Source organism: Parabacteroides sp. KHUB-01, from assembly GCF_056640935.1.
On record NZ_CM153256.1, the window covers coordinates 2,900,782 to 2,917,589 of the forward strand.

At 38.6% G+C, this 16,808-nt stretch carries 14 protein-coding genes; 11 read left to right on the plus strand and 3 right to left on the minus strand.

Annotated features, from left to right (window positions below; genetic code table 11):
• From ACYIAR_RS12365 to ACYIAR_RS12415, 11 genes are all read left to right on the plus strand, one after another.
• Positions 1-1,995 (plus strand): hypothetical protein, encoded by a 1,995-nt coding sequence (locus ACYIAR_RS12365; RefSeq protein ID WP_480329852.1) that lies wholly within the window; start codon positions 1-3, stop codon positions 1,993-1,995.
• Between the two features lie 20 nt (positions 1,996-2,015).
• Positions 2,016-4,853: a sugar-binding domain-containing protein gene (locus ACYIAR_RS12370; RefSeq protein WP_480329853.1), complete on the plus strand. Its 2,838-nt coding sequence runs from the start codon at positions 2,016-2,018 to the stop codon at positions 4,851-4,853.
• 318 nt (positions 4,854-5,171) lie between these two features.
• The gene (locus ACYIAR_RS12375; protein ID WP_480329854.1) at positions 5,172-6,050 is read left to right on the plus strand and encodes a cell division protein FtsX; all 879 of its coding nucleotides are present in this window, start codon (positions 5,172-5,174) and stop codon (positions 6,048-6,050) included.
• A 30-nt stretch (positions 6,051-6,080) separates the two neighbouring features.
• A complete protein-coding gene (locus tag ACYIAR_RS12380; RefSeq protein WP_480329855.1) occupies positions 6,081-6,320 on the plus strand; it encodes a DUF3098 domain-containing protein in 240 nt (79 codons plus the stop codon).
• Positions 6,317-7,117 (plus strand): undecaprenyl-diphosphate phosphatase, encoded by an 801-nt coding sequence (locus ACYIAR_RS12385; RefSeq protein ID WP_480329856.1) that lies wholly within the window; start codon positions 6,317-6,319, stop codon positions 7,115-7,117. Before ACYIAR_RS12380 ends, ACYIAR_RS12385 begins: the two co-directional genes overlap by 4 nt.
• 42 nt (positions 7,118-7,159) lie before the next feature.
• Positions 7,160-7,864 carry a tRNA pseudouridine(55) synthase TruB gene (truB, locus tag ACYIAR_RS12390; RefSeq protein ID WP_480329857.1) on the plus strand — a complete coding sequence of 235 codons (705 nt, stop codon included), beginning with the start codon at positions 7,160-7,162 and terminating at the stop codon, positions 7,862-7,864.
• A gap of 36 nt (positions 7,865-7,900) precedes the next feature.
• Complete coding sequence (gene queA, locus ACYIAR_RS12395) at positions 7,901-8,950, plus strand: tRNA preQ1(34) S-adenosylmethionine ribosyltransferase-isomerase QueA (RefSeq protein ID WP_480329858.1); 1,050 nt, start codon at positions 7,901-7,903, stop codon at positions 8,948-8,950.
• 14 nt (positions 8,951-8,964) lie between these two features.
• Positions 8,965-9,429 (plus strand): 2-amino-4-hydroxy-6-hydroxymethyldihydropteridine diphosphokinase, encoded by a 465-nt coding sequence (folK, locus tag ACYIAR_RS12400; protein ID WP_480329859.1) that lies wholly within the window; start codon positions 8,965-8,967, stop codon positions 9,427-9,429.
• 55 nt (positions 9,430-9,484) lie between these two features.
• Positions 9,485-9,673, plus strand: a complete 189-nt coding sequence (locus ACYIAR_RS12405) for a hypothetical protein (RefSeq protein ID WP_480329860.1) — start codon at positions 9,485-9,487, stop codon at positions 9,671-9,673.
• A 169-nt stretch (positions 9,674-9,842) separates the two neighbouring features.
• Positions 9,843-11,132: a methionine adenosyltransferase gene (gene metK / locus ACYIAR_RS12410; RefSeq protein ID WP_480329861.1), complete on the plus strand. Its 1,290-nt coding sequence runs from the start codon at positions 9,843-9,845 to the stop codon at positions 11,130-11,132.
• Positions 11,133-11,436: 304 nt separating this feature from the next.
• Entirely contained in the window at positions 11,437-12,369 is a 933-nt protein-coding gene (locus tag ACYIAR_RS12415) for an alkaline phosphatase family protein (RefSeq protein WP_480329862.1), read from the plus strand.
• Between the two features lie 72 nt (positions 12,370-12,441).
• Here ACYIAR_RS12415 and recQ read toward each other — a convergent pair whose 3' ends face one another.
• The 3 genes from recQ to clpP are packed head-to-tail and all read right to left on the minus strand — an operon-like array spanning position 12,442 to position 16,556.
• Positions 12,442-14,622 (minus strand): DNA helicase RecQ, encoded by a 2,181-nt coding sequence (recQ, locus tag ACYIAR_RS12420; RefSeq protein ID WP_480329863.1) that lies wholly within the window; start codon positions 14,620-14,622, stop codon positions 12,442-12,444.
• A 30-nt stretch (positions 14,623-14,652) separates the two neighbouring features.
• Positions 14,653-15,885 carry an ATP-dependent Clp protease ATP-binding subunit ClpX gene (gene clpX, locus ACYIAR_RS12425; protein ID WP_480329864.1) on the minus strand — a complete coding sequence of 411 codons (1,233 nt, stop codon included), beginning with the start codon at positions 15,883-15,885 and terminating at the stop codon, positions 14,653-14,655.
• 8 nt (positions 15,886-15,893) lie between these two features.
• Positions 15,894-16,556, minus strand: a complete 663-nt coding sequence (clpP, locus tag ACYIAR_RS12430) for an ATP-dependent Clp endopeptidase proteolytic subunit ClpP (protein WP_480329865.1) — start codon at positions 16,554-16,556, stop codon at positions 15,894-15,896.
• Between the last annotated feature and the right edge of the window lie 252 nt (positions 16,557-16,808).

Consider the following 16,808-nt stretch of genomic DNA (forward strand, 5'->3'; position numbering starts at 1 on the left):
ATGAAGAAAATCACATTGATAGTGCTTAGCCTGTGTGCCGTAGTGTCGCAGCTCTTCGCACAGCAAAGATGGGAATTGAATGACAAAGGAGGAATCACATGGAATGTAAAGGCTGGTGATAATCCACATAAAGACCATATAGAAATGAGTGGTCTGAAAGTTTCTACCGTTGTTCGTTATGGTGTTGCAGAGGATGGCAGTTTCCTTCTGAATAGAGGAATGGTATGGCCTATGTTGAGAACAGTTCCTAACGACACCCACGCCAGTTTGATGAGAAAAATGGGATGGAATCCGTTGGAAAATGTTTTCTTGGGTGGATATGCTATTAAGGAGAAGGTACAAAGTATTACTCTTGACGGAGTTATGACTGTGAAAAGTCTTTGTCCAGTTAGACGTGGAAATGTGGAACTGACTCGCGTACTGTTCCCATCAACAACAAAACCGGCTTTCATAGAAAAATATACCTTGAAGAATCTTGCAGAGAATCCTGTCAAAGTGGAGGTAAACAAGGTAAGAAATAAGGTTAAGACTCCTAAAGAAAGAGGAACTAAAGGAAAATACACAATCATTCAGGATTTGAAGTCAAACATATTCAAAGAGTTGAAACCTCAGGAAGAAATCACTTTCTACGTTACTACAACCGGATATGAAGAAGGTGAAAAGGAGTTTGATTTCAATTATGAGGCTGAGTTGCAGGCTCGCCGTAATCTGGTAAATGAATTGTGGGACAATCTAGTTCTGAAAACTCCGGACCCTGTGATTAACACAATGTTCGCCTTTGCCAAAATAAGAGGCTCTGAAAGTATATACGATACAGCCGGTGGCTTGCTTCACGGTCCAGGTGGAGAATCATATTATGCAGCAATTTGGGCTAACGACCAGGCTGAATATATCAATCCTTTCTTCCCATTCCTTGGATATGACAAAGGAAATGAATCAGCTCTTAATGCCTACAATCATTTTGCTCGTTTCATGAATGATGAATACAAGCCATTGCCAAGTTCAATAATTGCGGAAGGTACTGATGTATGGGGCGGTGCTGGCGACAGAGGTGATGCTGCAATGATTGCATACGGTGCAAGCCGTTATGCTTTAGCAAGAGGAGACAAGGCTGAAGCCGAACATTTATGGCCGTTGATTGAATGGTGCCTTGAATTTTGTAATAAAAAAATAAATGAAGGAGGTGTTGTCGCTTCCGATTCTGATGAACTTGAAGGACGATTCCCTGCCGGAGATGCCAATCTTTGTACATCATCATTGTATTATGATGCTTTGAATTCGGCAGTTTATTTAGGCAAAGAATTGAAGAAACCATCTTCACAACTTAAGAAATATGCAAAACAGGCTAAGGTTTTGAAAGAAAATATTGAAAAATACTTCGGCGCTAAAGTTGAGGGATTTGATACTTACCAATATTATAAAGGTAATGATGTGCTTCGTTCATGGATTTGCATACCTTTGACAGTTGATATCTTTGACAGAAAAGAAGGAACAATCAACGCTTTGTTTTCTCCAAGATTATGGACAGACAACGGTTTGCTGACTCAGGCAGGAAGTGAAACTTTCTGGGACCGCTCAACTTTGTATGCTTTGCGCGGAGTTTATGCTGCCGGAGAAACAGAAAAGGCAACAGAATATCTTAAGTTCTATTCAAACCAAAGACTTCTAGGCGACCATGTGCCTTATGCAATCGAAGCGTGGCCGGAAGGAAACCAACGCCATTTGTCGGCAGAAAGTGGTTTGTATTGCCGAATCATAACAGAAGGTCTTTTCGGTATCAGACCATCAGGATTTGATTCTTTTGTTCTTACTCCTCATATGCCGGATGAATGGAATGAAATATCATTAAGCAATATCCGTGCTTTCGGAAACGACTTTGATATATCTGTGGTAAGGACTGAAAAAGGAAAACTTAATATTTCTATTACTCCAAAAGACGGAAAAACAAAAGTCTATAATATTAAGGAAGGTGATTCTTTGAAGGTCAATTTATAAGCGAATAAATCAGAAACATTATGAAGAAAACATTTTTTTCAGCATTCTGTCTGCTTCTTTTGATGAATTCATGTATGAACAATACAGACAAATATATTCGTCCAAGAATTGATTTGTCCGGAAAGTGGGCTTTCCGCATGGATTCTGTATCTGCTTATTCCGATTCTTTGCTTTTGCCGGGAACAACTGATACAAACAAGAAAGGAATAAAGAATGAAAAAATGGACGAAACAACTTATTTGTCCCGAACTTATTCATATTCCGGCAAGGTTTGGTATCAGAAAACTGTTACAGTTCCTGAAAATTGGAATGATAAGAATATCTGCCTTTTTATGGAACGAACCAAACCAACACAAGTTTGGGTGGATAATAAGCTGGTGGGAAGTAACACTGATATTTCTGTTCCTCAGACTTATGATTTGAGTGGAGCTCTTTCGCCTGGTGAACATACTATAACTATAATGGTTGATAACGGAGCTTCCGTTCCTAAACAGGTGATAACAAGTTCTCATGCTTATACTGAATCAACACAGACAAACTGGAACGGAGTTATCGGAAAATTATATATTGAAGCTGTTGATAAGTGCCATATTAAAAATGTACAGGTTTATCCTGATTATGACGCTAAGAAAGCTTTGGTAAAAGTTGAATTTTCAGGTATTGACAATGCTGAAGCTCCAGTCATAATAAAATGTGAAGCAGAAACATGGAATACGGATAAGAAACAGAACATAAAGATTGAGCAGAAGCTGGAAAAAATATCTTCAAATGTCTGTGATTTAATGCTTGACTTGGGAGAGAATGCTGCTACATGGAGTGAGTTCGATCCGGCTCTCTATCGTGTCAATGTTTCTTTGAGTTGCGGAAATATGTCCGATTCCAAAAGTGTGAACTTTGGATTGAGGAAATTCGAGACTAAAGGCACGCAGTTTAGCATAAACGATATGACAACATTCCTCAGAGGAAAACATGATGCTTGTGTTTTTCCTTTGACTGCTCATGTGGCAATGGATGTGGATTCGTGGAGACATTATTTCCGTGTTGCCAAAGAATATGGAATCAATCACTATCGTTTCCATTCATGGTGTCCGCCTGAGGCTTGTTTTGAAGCTGCTGATATTGAAGGAATATATTTGCAGCCAGAACTTCCTTTCTGGGGAGGACTGAATTCTAAAGATTCAGTGTTGATTTCTTTCTTGCGAAAAGAAGGTGTTGCCATTCAGAATGAGTACAGCAATCATGCTTCATTTGTTATGTTTGCCTTGGGAAATGAAATAGGTGGTGAAGATGCAGTGCTCAGAGATTTGATAGGCACTTTCCGTAAAATTGAAGACAGGCATATGTATGCTTATGGTTCAAACAATAGTCTTGGATTCAAAGGTCAGCAGGAAGGTGAGGATTTTCTTGTTACTTGCCGTGTCGGTCAGGAAAATGATACATCGTTTGTCACTCATGCACGTGCTTCTTTCTCATTTGCCGATGCTTATGATGGTGGATATATGAATCATACATATCCAAATACACGAATGGACTTTTCGGGAGCCGTAAGTCGCAGCACTGTTCCGGTTATAGGACATGAAACAGGACAATATCAGGTATATCCTAATTATAAGGAAATGGAGAAATATACCGGAGTTTTGGAACCTCGTAATTTTGCTGTATTCAAGAAAAGACTTGAAGATGCCGGAATGGGCGGACAGGCTGAAGATTTCTTCAAAGCATCCGGACGTTGGGCAGCTGAACTTTACCGTGCTGATATCGAGATGAATCTCAGAACAGAAGGTATGGGCGGTTTCCAGTTGCTCGATTTACAGGATTATCCGGGACAAGGTTCTGCATTTGTCGGAATCCTTGATGCATTTATGGATAGTAAAGGTCTGATTGAACCGGAGGAATGGCGTCAGTCTTGCAATGAGGTTGTGCCGCTGATTAAGATGTCTTCATATACTTATTCATCCGATAAACCTTTTGAAGGGGAAATCTATATTGCAAATTACTCAAATGCTTCTTTAGGCGGATATTTGGAATGGAAATTTTCCGGAGCAGATGGAAGAACTTTGGCTTCCGGCAATGAAAAGATAGATATAGCGCAGGGAAAATTAGGCTTTGTGAAGAAACTGTCTGTAGATTTGTCCTCTATTTCAAAAGCCGAAAAATGTATGCTTTCACTTAAAGTAGGCAATACAGAATATGCAAACAGTTATCCGGTGTGGGTTTATCCTGCAAAACAGGATTTATCTCATTCGGAAGACATCGTGGTGACTGATAAACTTGATGCATCTTTGAAACAGCAGTTGAAGGAAGGAAAGAAAGTTCTTTATTTCCCGAATTTGAAGAAATATGAGAAATCAACTGTTGGAGGTTTGTTCCAGACAGATTATTGGAACTACAGAATGTTCCGTACGATATGTGAGAATATCAAGAAACCAGTTTCTCCGGGAACAATGGGCTTGTTGATGAATCCGGAACACAGTTTGTTCACAGAATTCCCGACAGAATATCATACCAATTGGCAATGGTTCCCTATTATAAAGAGCAGCCGTCCGCTTATTTTGGATAATATGCCTTCTGAATATAAACCGATAATTCAGGTTATCGATAATATTGAACGAAATCATAAACTCGGCTTGTTATTTGAATTCAAGGTTGGTGAAGGAAAACTTCTGGTATGTATGTCTGATATTCTTTCTGTTCAGGATAAGCCGGAAGCTCGTCAGTTCTATTACGCATTGTTGAAATATATGGATTCGGATTCATTCAATCCTTCATATTCAATGGATGAAAAAGAACTGGACAAGCTGTTTGATTATGGTGGAGAAAAGTTGCAGATAAAATCTTTGCACAATATTTCTTATTGAAGTCAATGATTTCTTGTATATGAGGTTGGGTAGAAGTTTTCTTGATTCTACTCAGCCTCATATTTTTTGTATTTTCTTTCGGAAGAAACACCCAAATACATACGGAAGAAAAGTTCATTACATACGGAAGAAAAATGATTTTCTTTCGGAAGTAAATCTTGTTGCTTTCGGAAGGAATTTTGAGAGCTTTTGGCCGGACTTAAATATTCTTAAAACCTATAAGTCTGCCGGATTTATTTCTATTTTTGCACAAAATTTGGGTGAATAGTCTTTAGACGTTTCCTCCTATCGTAAAGAATACTAATTAGAATAATCCAGATGTCTGAAAATAATAAAGTTAGATCTGTTACATTCTTTCATTCCCGACTGACTTCAGTTATAAGCATAGCATTGGTGCTTTTTTTGTTGGGTTTGATATGTCTGATGGGATTGTTGGGAAACAAGCTTTCCGACTATGTGAAAGAAAACATAACATTCTCTCTCGTTTTGAAAGATAACCAGAAAGAGGCTGATATAAAGAAGATGCAAAAGCAATTGGACCATCTTCCTTTTATTAAATCCACTGAATATATTTCGAAAGAACAAGCTGTAAAGGAACTGGAAATGGAACTTGGCGAGAATCCGGAGACGTTCCTTGGGTTCAATCCATTGAAGGCTTCAATTGAGGTGAAACTCAAATCGGAATATGCAAATCCGGACAGTTTGCCTAAGATTGAAAGATATATCAAGCAATATACCTCTGTGTCTGATTTGCTTTATCGTAAGGATATGATGGAGATGGTGCACAATAATATGCAGAGAATAAGCATTATACTTCTGGCACTTGCCGCGATGCTTATGGCTATTTCGTTTGTGCTCATCAGCAATACAATTCGTCTGCTTATTTATTCAAAGAGATTCCTGATACATACAATGAAGCTTGTTGGTGCAACTCCTGGTTTCATTCGCCGTCCGTTTATTTATTATAACATGGTGAGCGGAATTATTGCGGCATTTCTTGCAATAGGCATGCTTTCTGGATTTCTGTATTATATACAGTCCGAAATGACAGGTTTTATTCATATACTTGATATGAAGATGCTGATGATTGTATATGCAGTGGTGCTGCTTCTTGGTATCTTGCTTACAATCATAGCAACAATAGTATCAGTGAATAAATATCTCAGAATGAACGTGAACCGTTTGTATTATATTTGAAAAGAAGCATAAACAAAACATTAAAACGAAATGAATAACAGAGATTTTGCATTTGGAAAAGACAATTTTATCCTTATTGGAGTTTCTATAGTTCTGATAATAATAGGATTTGTGTTGATGAGTGGCGGAGGCTCAACAGATGGAGTGACTTTTAATCCTGAGATATTCAGTGCGCGACGCATTGTTGTTGCTCCGGTAATAACCGTAATAGGTTTTTTGTTGATGATATTTGCGATTTTGAAAAAGAATAAAGACAAGTCTGAGGAATGAACAGTTTAGAAGCATTGGTGTTGGGCCTTTTGCAAGGCTTGACAGAGTATTTGCCTGTGAGTAGTAGTGGTCATTTGACTATCGGTTCAACTATTTTTGGAATGACAGGCGAGGAGAGTCTGAGTTTTACAATTCTTGTGCATGTGGCAACAGTGCTAAGTACACTGGTCATTTTATGGAAAGAGATAGTTTGGCTGCTCAAAGGTTTGTTTCAGTTCCGTTGGAATAATGAGACAAAATATGTGGTTAATATTCTTATTTCCATGATTCCTGTAGGAATTGTAGGTTTGTTCTTCAAAGATACTGTTGAGGAAATATTTGGTTCAGGGCTTTTGATTGTCGGAATTATGCTGTTGGTGACAGCTAGCCTTCTTGCATTTGCTTATTATGCAAAGCCCCGACAGAAAGAAACTATTTCTAAAAAGGATGCTTTCATAATTGGTCTTGCTCAGGCATGTGCAGTTATGCCTGGACTTTCACGTTCTGGAAGCACAATTGCCACAGGTTTGATTTTGGGAAATAAGAAAGAAAATTTGGCTCAATTTTCATTCCTTATGGTAATACCTCCAATATTGGGTGAAGCTTTGCTTGAAACATTGAAACTTATGAGCGGAACAGAGGTCGCATCTTCTGACATACCAACTAGTTCTTTGGTGATAGGATTTTTTGCGGCATTTATTTCCGGATGTATCGCTTGTAAGTGGATGATTAATATAGTGAAGAAAGGAAAATTGGTTTATTTTGCCATATATTGTGCGATTGTAGGAGCTATAACGGTTGTTTGTTCGTTGATATAAAGACTGAATCAATAAACGGATAAACATAAAAACACAAAATAAATGAAAGATTTTATTGCTGGGGAAGTATTATTCTTCAACAAACCGCTTAAATGGACATCATTTGATTTGGTCAATAAGTTCCGCTATAAGCTATCGCGTAAGTTGAAGGTAAAGAAAATAAAGGTAGGACATGCAGGAACTCTCGACCCTTTGGCTACGGGTGTTATGATTGTATGTACAGGTAAGGCTACGAAAAGAATAGATGAATTCCAGTATCAGACCAAGGAATATATAGCAACATTGAAACTTGGTGAGACAACACCTTCGTTCGACCTAGAGAAAGAAGTTGATGCTGTATATCCAACAGAGCATATAACCAGAGAGCTGGTTGAGGAAGTGTTGAAAACATTTGTAGGCGTTATCCAACAGGTTCCACCTGTGTTTTCAGCATGTAAGGTGGATGGCAAACGTGCTTATGAACTTGCCAGAAAAGGTGAGGAGGTTGAGTTGAAATCCAAAACTCTTATTATTGATGAATTGGAGCTGTTGAAATGTGAGTTACCTGTTATTAAGATAAGAGTTGTTTGCAGCAAGGGAACTTATATAAGAGCTTTGGCTCGCGATATTGGAACTGCATTGAATTCAGGAGCACATCTGATAGCATTGGAACGAACTCGTATTGGAGACGTAACGCTTGATATGTGTATGAATCCTGAGGATATTGATAAATTCCTGGATGAGGAAATAGTTGTGACTAATGAGTAGTCTTTTATAAAGCTGAAAAATTAAAAATATCAAAATATGAAACTGTCGAAATTTAAATTTGATTTACAGGCTGAACAAATTGCTTTGTATCCTGCAAAGAACCGTGACGAATCACGTTTGATGGTTGTTAACCGTAAAACAGGTGAAATTGAACATAGAGTGTTCAAGGAAATCATCGAATATTTTGGTGAAGATGATGTTTTCATTTTTAACAACACTAAAGTGTTCCCGGCACGTTTGTATGGAAACAAGGAAAAGACAGGTGCAAGAATTGAAGTTTTCTTGCTGCGTGAATTGAATGAGGAACTACGCTTGTGGGATGTTTTGGTTGATCCTGCCCGCAAGATACGTATTGGCAACAAGTTGTATTTTGGTGAAGATGATTCAATGGTGGCTGAGGTTATTGACAATACAACATCTCGCGGACGTACGTTGAGATTCCTTTATGATGGCGACCACGATGAATTCAAGAAAGCTTTGTATGCTTTGGGCGAAACTCCGCTTCCAAAGTATATTGACCGTCCTGTTGAGAAAGATGATGAAGAACGCTATCAGAATATTTTCGCAACTGAGGAAGGTGCTGTTGTTGCGCCGGCTGCCGGTTTGCATTTCAGCCGTGAGTTGATGAAACGTCTGGAAATCCGTGACTGTCGTTTTGCATTCCTTACTCTTCATTCAGGATTGGGTAATTTCCGTGAAATAGATGTTGAGGACCTTACAAAACACAAGATGGATTCAGAGCAGATGGTTGTAAATGCTGACGCGGTAAGTGTGGTTAATAAGGCAAAAGATAACAATAAGCAGGTTTGTGCTGTTGGTACTTCTGTGATGCGTGCAATCGAAACTGCTGTTGGAACAGACGGACATTTGAAAGAATTTGAAGGCTGGACTAACAAGTTTATTTTCCCTCCTTATGATTTCAGTGTGGCAACAAGTATGATAACAAATTTCCATCTTCCGTTGTCAACATTGTTGATGATGACCGCTTCATTTGGTGGTTATGATCTTACAATGGAAGCTTATGATGTGGCATTGAGGGAAGGTTACAAATTTGGTGCCTACGGAGATGCGATGTTGATTCTGTAATCATAGGTGAATAGATGGCTAAAGCTTATATTGGCTTAGGAACAAATATAGGAAACAAGCGGCGGAATCTTATTACCGCCGCTGCTTTACTTGCCGAGAGGGCAGGAGATGTGTTGTCCATTTCTTCTTTTTATGAGACAGAACCTTGGGGATTTGAGTCTGACAACACGTTTCTGAACGCGGCACTTCTGTTGGAAACAGAACTGGAACCGTTGCAGCTTCTGTCTCTTACTCAGGAAATAGAGAAGGAGATGGGAAGAACGCAGAAGAGTGACGGTGCGTATCACGACAGAATTATTGATTTGGATATACTTCTCTATGATTTGTGTGTTATAAATGAAGCAGCTCTGGTTGTTCCGCATCCGCTTATGCATAAGAGGCAATTCGTAATGGAACCGTTAGCTGAGATTGCTCCAATGCTTGTGCATCCGATTCTTAATAAAACTATGTTGGAATTGGCAGAGGAAATAGATACATAAATCTAAACACACAACAGAAAACTCAAAAACTTATAAACTCAAGAATTCAAATATAATGAACGAACTGGAAAGAATAATAACCGGTGGCGGAATGGTCTTCAAAAAAGCTAAGCAAAAGAACACCGGTGAGAAGAAAATAAAATTCTCAGACTTCTTGCGTGGAACTCATGGTTCGGATTCTGCAAAGAAGAAAGCTGAATTTAAATATAAGAAAGCACTAAGGAATACTCAAAAGAAAAAATAATTTTCGTACCTTTGTGCCCGAAAAAGACGTGGACAGATTTGTATTGCTTGCAACCACAGGAAAAAATGCTAAAAAACAAAGTCCTTTTTCTGCTGCCGCCCGGCAAACAGATTTCTTCACTCGTCGAAATATAAACTCAAAAACATTTAAACTCAAAAACAAAAAAACGATGAGTTATTTATTTACCTCCGAATCGGTGTCAGAAGGACACCCCGATAAAGTAGCCGATCAGATATCGGATGCTTTGCTTGATGAGTTTCTTGCATACGACAAAAACTCAAAAGTAGCTTGCGAAACGCTTGTAACAACCGGACAGGTTGTCTTGGCTGGAGAAGTTAAGTCTCAGGCTTATGTAGATGTGCAGGATGTTGCACGCAGTGTGATTGAGAAAATCGGTTACACAAAGAGCGAATATCAGTTTGAAGCCAAATCTTGTGGCGTTTTCTCTGCAATTCATGAACAGAGTGGAGATATCAACCGCGGTGTTGAAAGAGAAGACCCATATAATCAGGGAGCAGGCGACCAGGGTATGATGTTCGGATATGCAACGAACGAAACAGAAAACTATATGCCTCTTGCTTTGGATTTGTCGCATAGCTTGTTGCTCGAGCTTGCTTCAATCCGTAAGAACGAACCGGATTTGATGCCTTATTTGCGTCCAGATGCAAAGAGTCAGGTAACAATTGAATATGATGACAATGGTAAGCCTTTGCGTATCGATACAATCGTAGTGTCAACTCAGCACGATGAGTTCATCGGTCCTAAGGGAATTACACAGAAAGAAGCAGACAAAGCTATGCAGGATAAGATTACTGCAGATGTTAAGTCTATTCTAGTTCCTCGTGTCAAAGCAAAATATCCTGAGCATGTTCAGGCTTTGTTCAACGATGATATTATTTATCATGTGAATCCTACTGGTAAATTCGTTATCGGTGGTCCTCATGGTGACACAGGTCTTACAGGACGTAAGATTATTGTTGATACTTATGGTGGAAAAGGTGCTCATGGTGGTGGAGCATTCTCTGGAAAAGACCCTTCAAAAGTGGACCGTTCAGCTGCATATGCTGCCCGCCACATTGCAAAGAACCTTGTAGCTGCTGGTGTTGCTGATGAGGTGTTGGTTCAGGTGTCATATGCTATCGGTGTTGCAAAACCTATGAATATTTTTATCAACACTTACGGACGTTCAAATGTGAACATGACAGACGGCGAAATTGCTGAAAAAGTTTGGGAACTGTTCGATATGCGTCCTAAAGCAATTGAGGAAAGATTGAAACTTCGTAATCCGATTTATTTCGAAACAGCTTCATACGGACATATGGGACGTAATCCTGAAGTGAAGACAAAAGTGTTCAACTCTCGCTACAATCCGGAACCTGTTGTTTGCGAAGTAGAACTGTTCACTTGGGAAAAACTTGATTATGTAGATAAAGTTAAGAAAGCATTTGGTATTGCTTGATAACGTCTGAAGCGGCAATAAAAAGCCTAACTTCTACTAAATATATTTATTAAAAGACACAAAATGCACATGAGTATTATTTCTGTGTTTTTGTGTCTTTATTTTTTTGTTGAAAATGCAGATATTGGTACGTATTTCTATAAATTAGTATCTGTTTTTGAAATGACTAAATATTAGGAAAAAACACTGCGGTGTTTTTTCTGAAACATTTGACATTTCGACGAAAACATAAGGAGTTTTTTCCTGAAATCTTATATCTCTGTAATGTGTAGATTTAATGTTAAACTTATTTGATAAATTTATTATGAAAAAGATTACTGTATTTGTTTTCATCTTGCTGGCAATTGTTTTGTCTGCATCATGCTCAAAAGGTGGTGAAAATACTGCAACAAAAGGGATGAATAATCCTCCAAAGCATGTGGTTCTTATCGGTTTTGATGGTCTGAGTTCTTATTGTCTGAATAATGGAGCGGATATGCCTAATTTCCGAAAGATGATGTCTGAGGGAGCAGTAACGCTTGAGAACCGTTCAGTTTTGCCGTCTTCTAGCGCAGTGAATTGGGCTTCTATGTTTATGGGAGCTGGTCCGGAACTTCACGGATATACAGAATGGGGAAGTTCTAAGCCTGATTTGCCTTCTCGTGTGCTCACTGAAAATGGTATATTCCCGGATATTTATGGAATATTAAATAAAGCTTATCCTGAAGCTGAGCTTGGATATGTATATGAATGGGATGGAATGAGGAATTTGGTGGATACTCTTTCTATTGATTATCTTAAACCTGCTAAATTGTCTGACACAGATACTAAGCAGGCAATAGGTGATGTTGTAGGTTATATTAAAGAAAAGAAACCGATGTTTTGTTCTGTTATTTTTGGTGAGCCAGATGGCGCCGGTCACAGTAAAGGTTGGGAATCTCCAGAATATTTCAGTATGGTTAGTCATTTGGATAAAGCTTTGGGTGAGATAGTCAAAGCTGTTGATGAGGCAGGAATGACGGAAGAAACGATATTTATACTTTCAGCCGACCATGGTGGAATTGATACTGGTCACGGAGGGAAAACAATGAAAGAAATGCAAACTCCCATAGTTTTCTGTGGTAAAGGAGTCAAGAAAGGGTATAATATAGAGGAAAGCACTATGGTATATGATATAGCTGGAACTGTAGCATATATTTTTGGAGTTGAACAACCTCAAGTTTGGTTGGCTCGACCTATTGTTTCAGCATTTGAGTAAATAAAAAACCGAGTGTCGGTATTAATTCGATACTCGGTTTTTTATCTTCAAAATAATTTACTGAATTTTCAATCAATTAGCCATTTCAGACAAGAATTTGATACGTACAAGACGTATTTCTTCTTCTGTGTAATCTCCACCCAATTCTTCTATAGCATCTTCCAAATCGTCTGTTTCAGATTCTTTGAAATATTCATAGATATCTTCGATATGATCTTCGTCGATTACATCATTCAAGAAATAGTCGATATTGATACGTGTTCCTGAATATACGATAGCTTCAATTTCATCAAGCAATTCAGAGAACTCAAGACCTTTAGTCATTGCAATGTCATCGAGAGCAACTTTACGGTCAATACTCTGTACGATCCAAACCTTAAGTTTTGATTTATTTGCAACAGTGCGAACTCTCAAATCTTCCGGACGTTCAATTTCGTTTTCTTCGACATGACGCTTGATAAGAGCTACGAATTCTTCTCCGTATCGTTTTGCTTTTCCAGCTCCCACACCAGGGATATTTTGCAACTCTTCGATTGTGACAGGGTAAGTAGTAGCCATAGCTTCCAATGAAGGATCCTGGAAAATAACGAAAGGAGGCACTTCAAGACGCTTTGACAGCTTCTTGCGCAAGTCTTTCATCATAGAATACAATACAGGATCGACAGCGCATGAAGCTCCGCCTTTAATAGGAACTTCTTCAACCTCTTCTTCAAATTCGTTGTCTTCGGTTATCTTGAATGAAACAGGCTTTTTCATGAACTCTTTACCCTTAGGTGTTATTTTGAGCAAGCCATAGTTTTCAATGTCTTTAGTAAGATAGCCGGCAATCAGAGCCTGACGGATAACGGCATTCCATGTTTTGTCATCTTCATCCTGTCCTGAACCGAATATTTCCAACTCATTATGTTTGTATGATTGGATTTCAGAAGTTTCATTTCCAACCAACATATTTACAATGTAGTCTGCCTTAAATTTTTCCTTCAAAGTGCTGACTACTTCCAACACTGCACTCAATAATTCTTTTGCTTCCACTTGTTTCTTAGGATTCAAACAGTTATCACAACTACCACAATTATCTTCCAAATATTCTTCACCAAAGTAGTGAAGTAAGACTTTTCTACGGCATACAGAAGTTTCTGCATATGCTGCAGTTTCCATCAGCAATTGTTTGCCGATTTCCTGTTCAGCTACAGGTTTGCCCTGCATGAACTTTTCCAGTTTCTGCAAATCTTTGTAAGCGTAGAAAGCTAAACAATGTCCTTCTCCTCCGTCACGCCCTGCACGTCCTGTTTCCTGATAATATCCTTCAAGGCTTTTAGGAATGTCATAATGAATTACATATCTGACATCTGGTTTGTCAATACCCATACCAAAAGCTATAGTTGCAACTATAACATCAACCTGTTCCATAAGGAAAGCATCCTGGTTTGCTGAACGGACTTGAGAGTCCATACCTGCGTGATAAGGCAAAGCCTTTATTCCATTCGCTTTCAGGATATCCGCAAATTCCTCAACTTTTTTTCTGCTAAGGCAATATACTATACCGGATTTTCCTTCATGAGACTTGATGAATTTTATGATATCACGGTCAACATTAGCCGTTTTCGGACGAACTTCATAATACAAATTAGTGCGATTGAACGACGATTTGAACACTGTAGCTTCAGTCATTCCAAGGTTTTTCTGAATGTCATGCTGAACTTTAGGTGTTGCCGTAGCAGTCAATGCTATCAACGGACGCTTACCTATTTCGTTGATTATAGGTCTTATCTTTCTATATTCCGGGCGGAAATCATGTCCCCATTCAGAAATACAGTGAGCTTCGTCAACAGCATAGAAAGATATTTTTACCTGACGCAGGAAATCCACATTATCCTCTTTTGTAAGTGACTCCGGAGCCACATATAATAATTTAGTTTTTCCTGCCAGAATATCTTCCTTGACTTGGTCTATCGCAGATTTATTCAATGAGGAATTGATGAAATGAGCCACACCATCTTCTTCACTGAAGTTTCGCATGGCATCAACCTGATTTTTCATCAGAGCTATCAGAGGTGATATAACAATGGCTGTTCCTTCCATCAGCAAAGACGGAAGCTGGTAGCACAAAGATTTACCACCACCTGTAGGCATCAGAACGAATGTATCATTCCCTGCCAACACGTTTTCTATTATAGCCTTTTGATTTCCTTTGAAAGTATCAAAACCAAAATGTTTTTTAAGCTCCTCTGTCAAATTATCTTTTTTTGCCATACTAGTATTAATTTAGAGAATAGGTTTACATTATGAAACTTGCAGACGGTTGACATCTGCTTTTTCAAATTGTTCTTTAGCAAAATCCAATGTTACTGCCAGTTCCTTTTCTCCGGTTGATGGCATTTTAAACATTGGTTCCATCATTATAGCTTCTACGATAGAACGTAGACCTCTGGCTCCCAACTTAAACTCTAATGCTTTATCAACGATGAAATCCAAAGCTTCTTCTGTGAAAGATAGCTTGATATCGTCCATTTCAAAGAGTTTAATATATTGTTTGATAATTGAATTCTTAGGCTCAGTTAGAATACGGCGTAATGCATCTCTGTCCAAAGGATTCAAATGTGTAAGAATCGGCAAACGTCCGATTATTTCTGGAATAAGACCGAAAGATTTCAAATCTGTCGGTGTTATATACTTGAGGAAATTTTCTTTGTCAACCTGAGCTGTTTTGCTTGCAGATGCATAACCTACAACTCTGGTATTCAATCTTTGAGCAATTTTCTTCTCAATACCGTCGAAAGCTCCTCCACAAATAAACAGGATATTCTTTGTGTTTACCGGAATCATCTTCTGCTCAGGATGTTTACGTCCACCCTGTGGCGGAACATTAACAACTGTTCCTTCAAGAAGTTTTAGTAATCCCTGCTGTACGCCTTCACCGCTTACGTCACGTGTGATTGACGGGTTGTCACCTTTACGTGCAATCTTATCTATTTCGTCAATAAATACAATACCTCGTTCAGCAGCAGCTACATCGTAATCGGCAGCCTGGAGCAGACGTGTCAGAATACTTTCAATATCTTCACCCACATATCCTGCCTGAGTAAGCACTGTTGCGTCAGCTATAGCAAAAGGAACATGAAGCATTTTAGCAATAGTACGAGCCATCAATGTCTTTCCTGTACCAGTTGTTCCTACCATGATGATATTTGACTTTTCGATTTCAACATCATCATCTGTAACCTTCTGTATTAATCTTTTATAGTGATTATATACAGAAACAGACATATATCTCTTTGCTTCGTCCTGTCCTATGATATATTGGTCAAGAAATGCTTTTATATCTTCCGGCTTCGGTAAATCTTCTTTATTAAGATTAAAGTCGTCGTTTTTCATATTTCCCAGCTGTTCCTGTACGATGTGATATGCCTGGCTGGCACATTCTTCGCAAATACAGCCGTTCAATCCGTTTATCAAGAGTTTTACGTCTCTCTTGCTACGACCACAGAAAGTACAATTATCGCCCATTTTGGCCATAGTCAAAATTATTTACGTATCAAAATATCATCAATCATACCATATTCCTTAGCTTCCGCTGCAGTCATCCAGAAGTCGCGGTCGCTGTCGCGTTCAACATCCTCGAAAGGTTTCCCTGAATGATTAGATATGATAGTGTACAATTCTTTCTTAACTCTCAAAATTTCACGGGCAGTAATTTCAATATCTGATGCCTGTCCCTGCACTCCACCAAGAGGCTGGTGTATCATAACTCTTGAGTGTTGTAGTGCAAAACGTTTGCCTTTTGCTCCGGCAACAAGCAATACTGATGCCATTGAGGCTGCAATACCTGTACAGATAGTAGAAACATCTGAACCAATGAACTGCATAGTGTCATAAATACCATAACCGGCATATACTGAACCACCAGGTGAATTGATGTATATGGAAATATCTTTTCCTGGATCTGATGAATCAAGATAAAGTAACTGTGCCTGGATGACGTTTGCTGTATAATCATCAATCTGAGTTCCCAAGAAGATTATACGATCCATCATCAGACGAGAGAAGACATCCATCTGAGCAACATTAAGCTGGCGCTCTTCAATGATAGTCGGAGAAATATAACTGCTTGTTATATTCATATAACTGTCAAGCGCTGTTCCGCTCATGCCCAAATGTTTTGTAGCATATTTTCTAAAATCGTTCATATATATGTATTATAGTTTATCTCGTTTTATCACAAAGGTAACACTAAGTTTCGCCGGATAATTTTTGCTTGTTGATGCCTCCGGCAGGTTTCGGAATATCAGGAATATATTTTCCCGTGATTTCTTTTTTTTCGTTGGTTTTGTATATAAAAACAGAAAGAAGGGACTTCTCTCTTGTCTGCCCAACGGATAAACAAAGTTATAAATAAATTTTTAAATGATACAACTTATTTTCTATCCGTCAAGAGATTT

What these genes read in the sequence shown, in the direction of transcription:
- truB (WP_480329857.1), top strand. Translation starts at nt 7,160, where the DNA reads ATGAAAGATTTTATTGCTGGGGAAGTATTATTCTTCAACAAACCGCTT.
- queA (WP_480329858.1), top strand. Translation starts at nt 7,901, where the DNA reads ATGAAACTGTCGAAATTTAAATTTGATTTACAGGCTGAACAAATTGCT.
- ACYIAR_RS12380 (WP_480329855.1), top strand. Translation starts at nt 6,081, where the DNA reads ATGAATAACAGAGATTTTGCATTTGGAAAAGACAATTTTATCCTTATT.
- recQ (WP_480329863.1), bottom strand. Translation starts at nt 14,622, where the DNA reads ATGGCAAAAAAAGATAATTTGACAGAGGAGCTTAAAAAACATTTTGGT.
- ACYIAR_RS12405 (WP_480329860.1), top strand. Translation starts at nt 9,485, where the DNA reads ATGAACGAACTGGAAAGAATAATAACCGGTGGCGGAATGGTCTTCAAA.
- ACYIAR_RS12365 (WP_480329852.1), top strand. Translation starts at nt 1, where the DNA reads ATGAAGAAAATCACATTGATAGTGCTTAGCCTGTGTGCCGTAGTGTCG.
- clpX (WP_480329864.1), bottom strand. Translation starts at nt 15,885, where the DNA reads ATGGCCAAAATGGGCGATAATTGTACTTTCTGTGGTCGTAGCAAGAGA.
- ACYIAR_RS12370 (WP_480329853.1), top strand. Translation starts at nt 2,016, where the DNA reads ATGAAGAAAACATTTTTTTCAGCATTCTGTCTGCTTCTTTTGATGAAT.
- ACYIAR_RS12385 (WP_480329856.1), top strand. Translation starts at nt 6,317, where the DNA reads ATGAACAGTTTAGAAGCATTGGTGTTGGGCCTTTTGCAAGGCTTGACA.
- clpP (WP_480329865.1), bottom strand. Translation starts at nt 16,556, where the DNA reads ATGAACGATTTTAGAAAATATGCTACAAAACATTTGGGCATGAGCGGA.
- folK (WP_480329859.1), top strand. Translation starts at nt 8,965, where the DNA reads ATGGCTAAAGCTTATATTGGCTTAGGAACAAATATAGGAAACAAGCGG.
- metK (WP_480329861.1), top strand. Translation starts at nt 9,843, where the DNA reads ATGAGTTATTTATTTACCTCCGAATCGGTGTCAGAAGGACACCCCGAT.
- ACYIAR_RS12375 (WP_480329854.1), top strand. Translation starts at nt 5,172, where the DNA reads ATGTCTGAAAATAATAAAGTTAGATCTGTTACATTCTTTCATTCCCGA.
- ACYIAR_RS12415 (WP_480329862.1), top strand. Translation starts at nt 11,437, where the DNA reads ATGAAAAAGATTACTGTATTTGTTTTCATCTTGCTGGCAATTGTTTTG.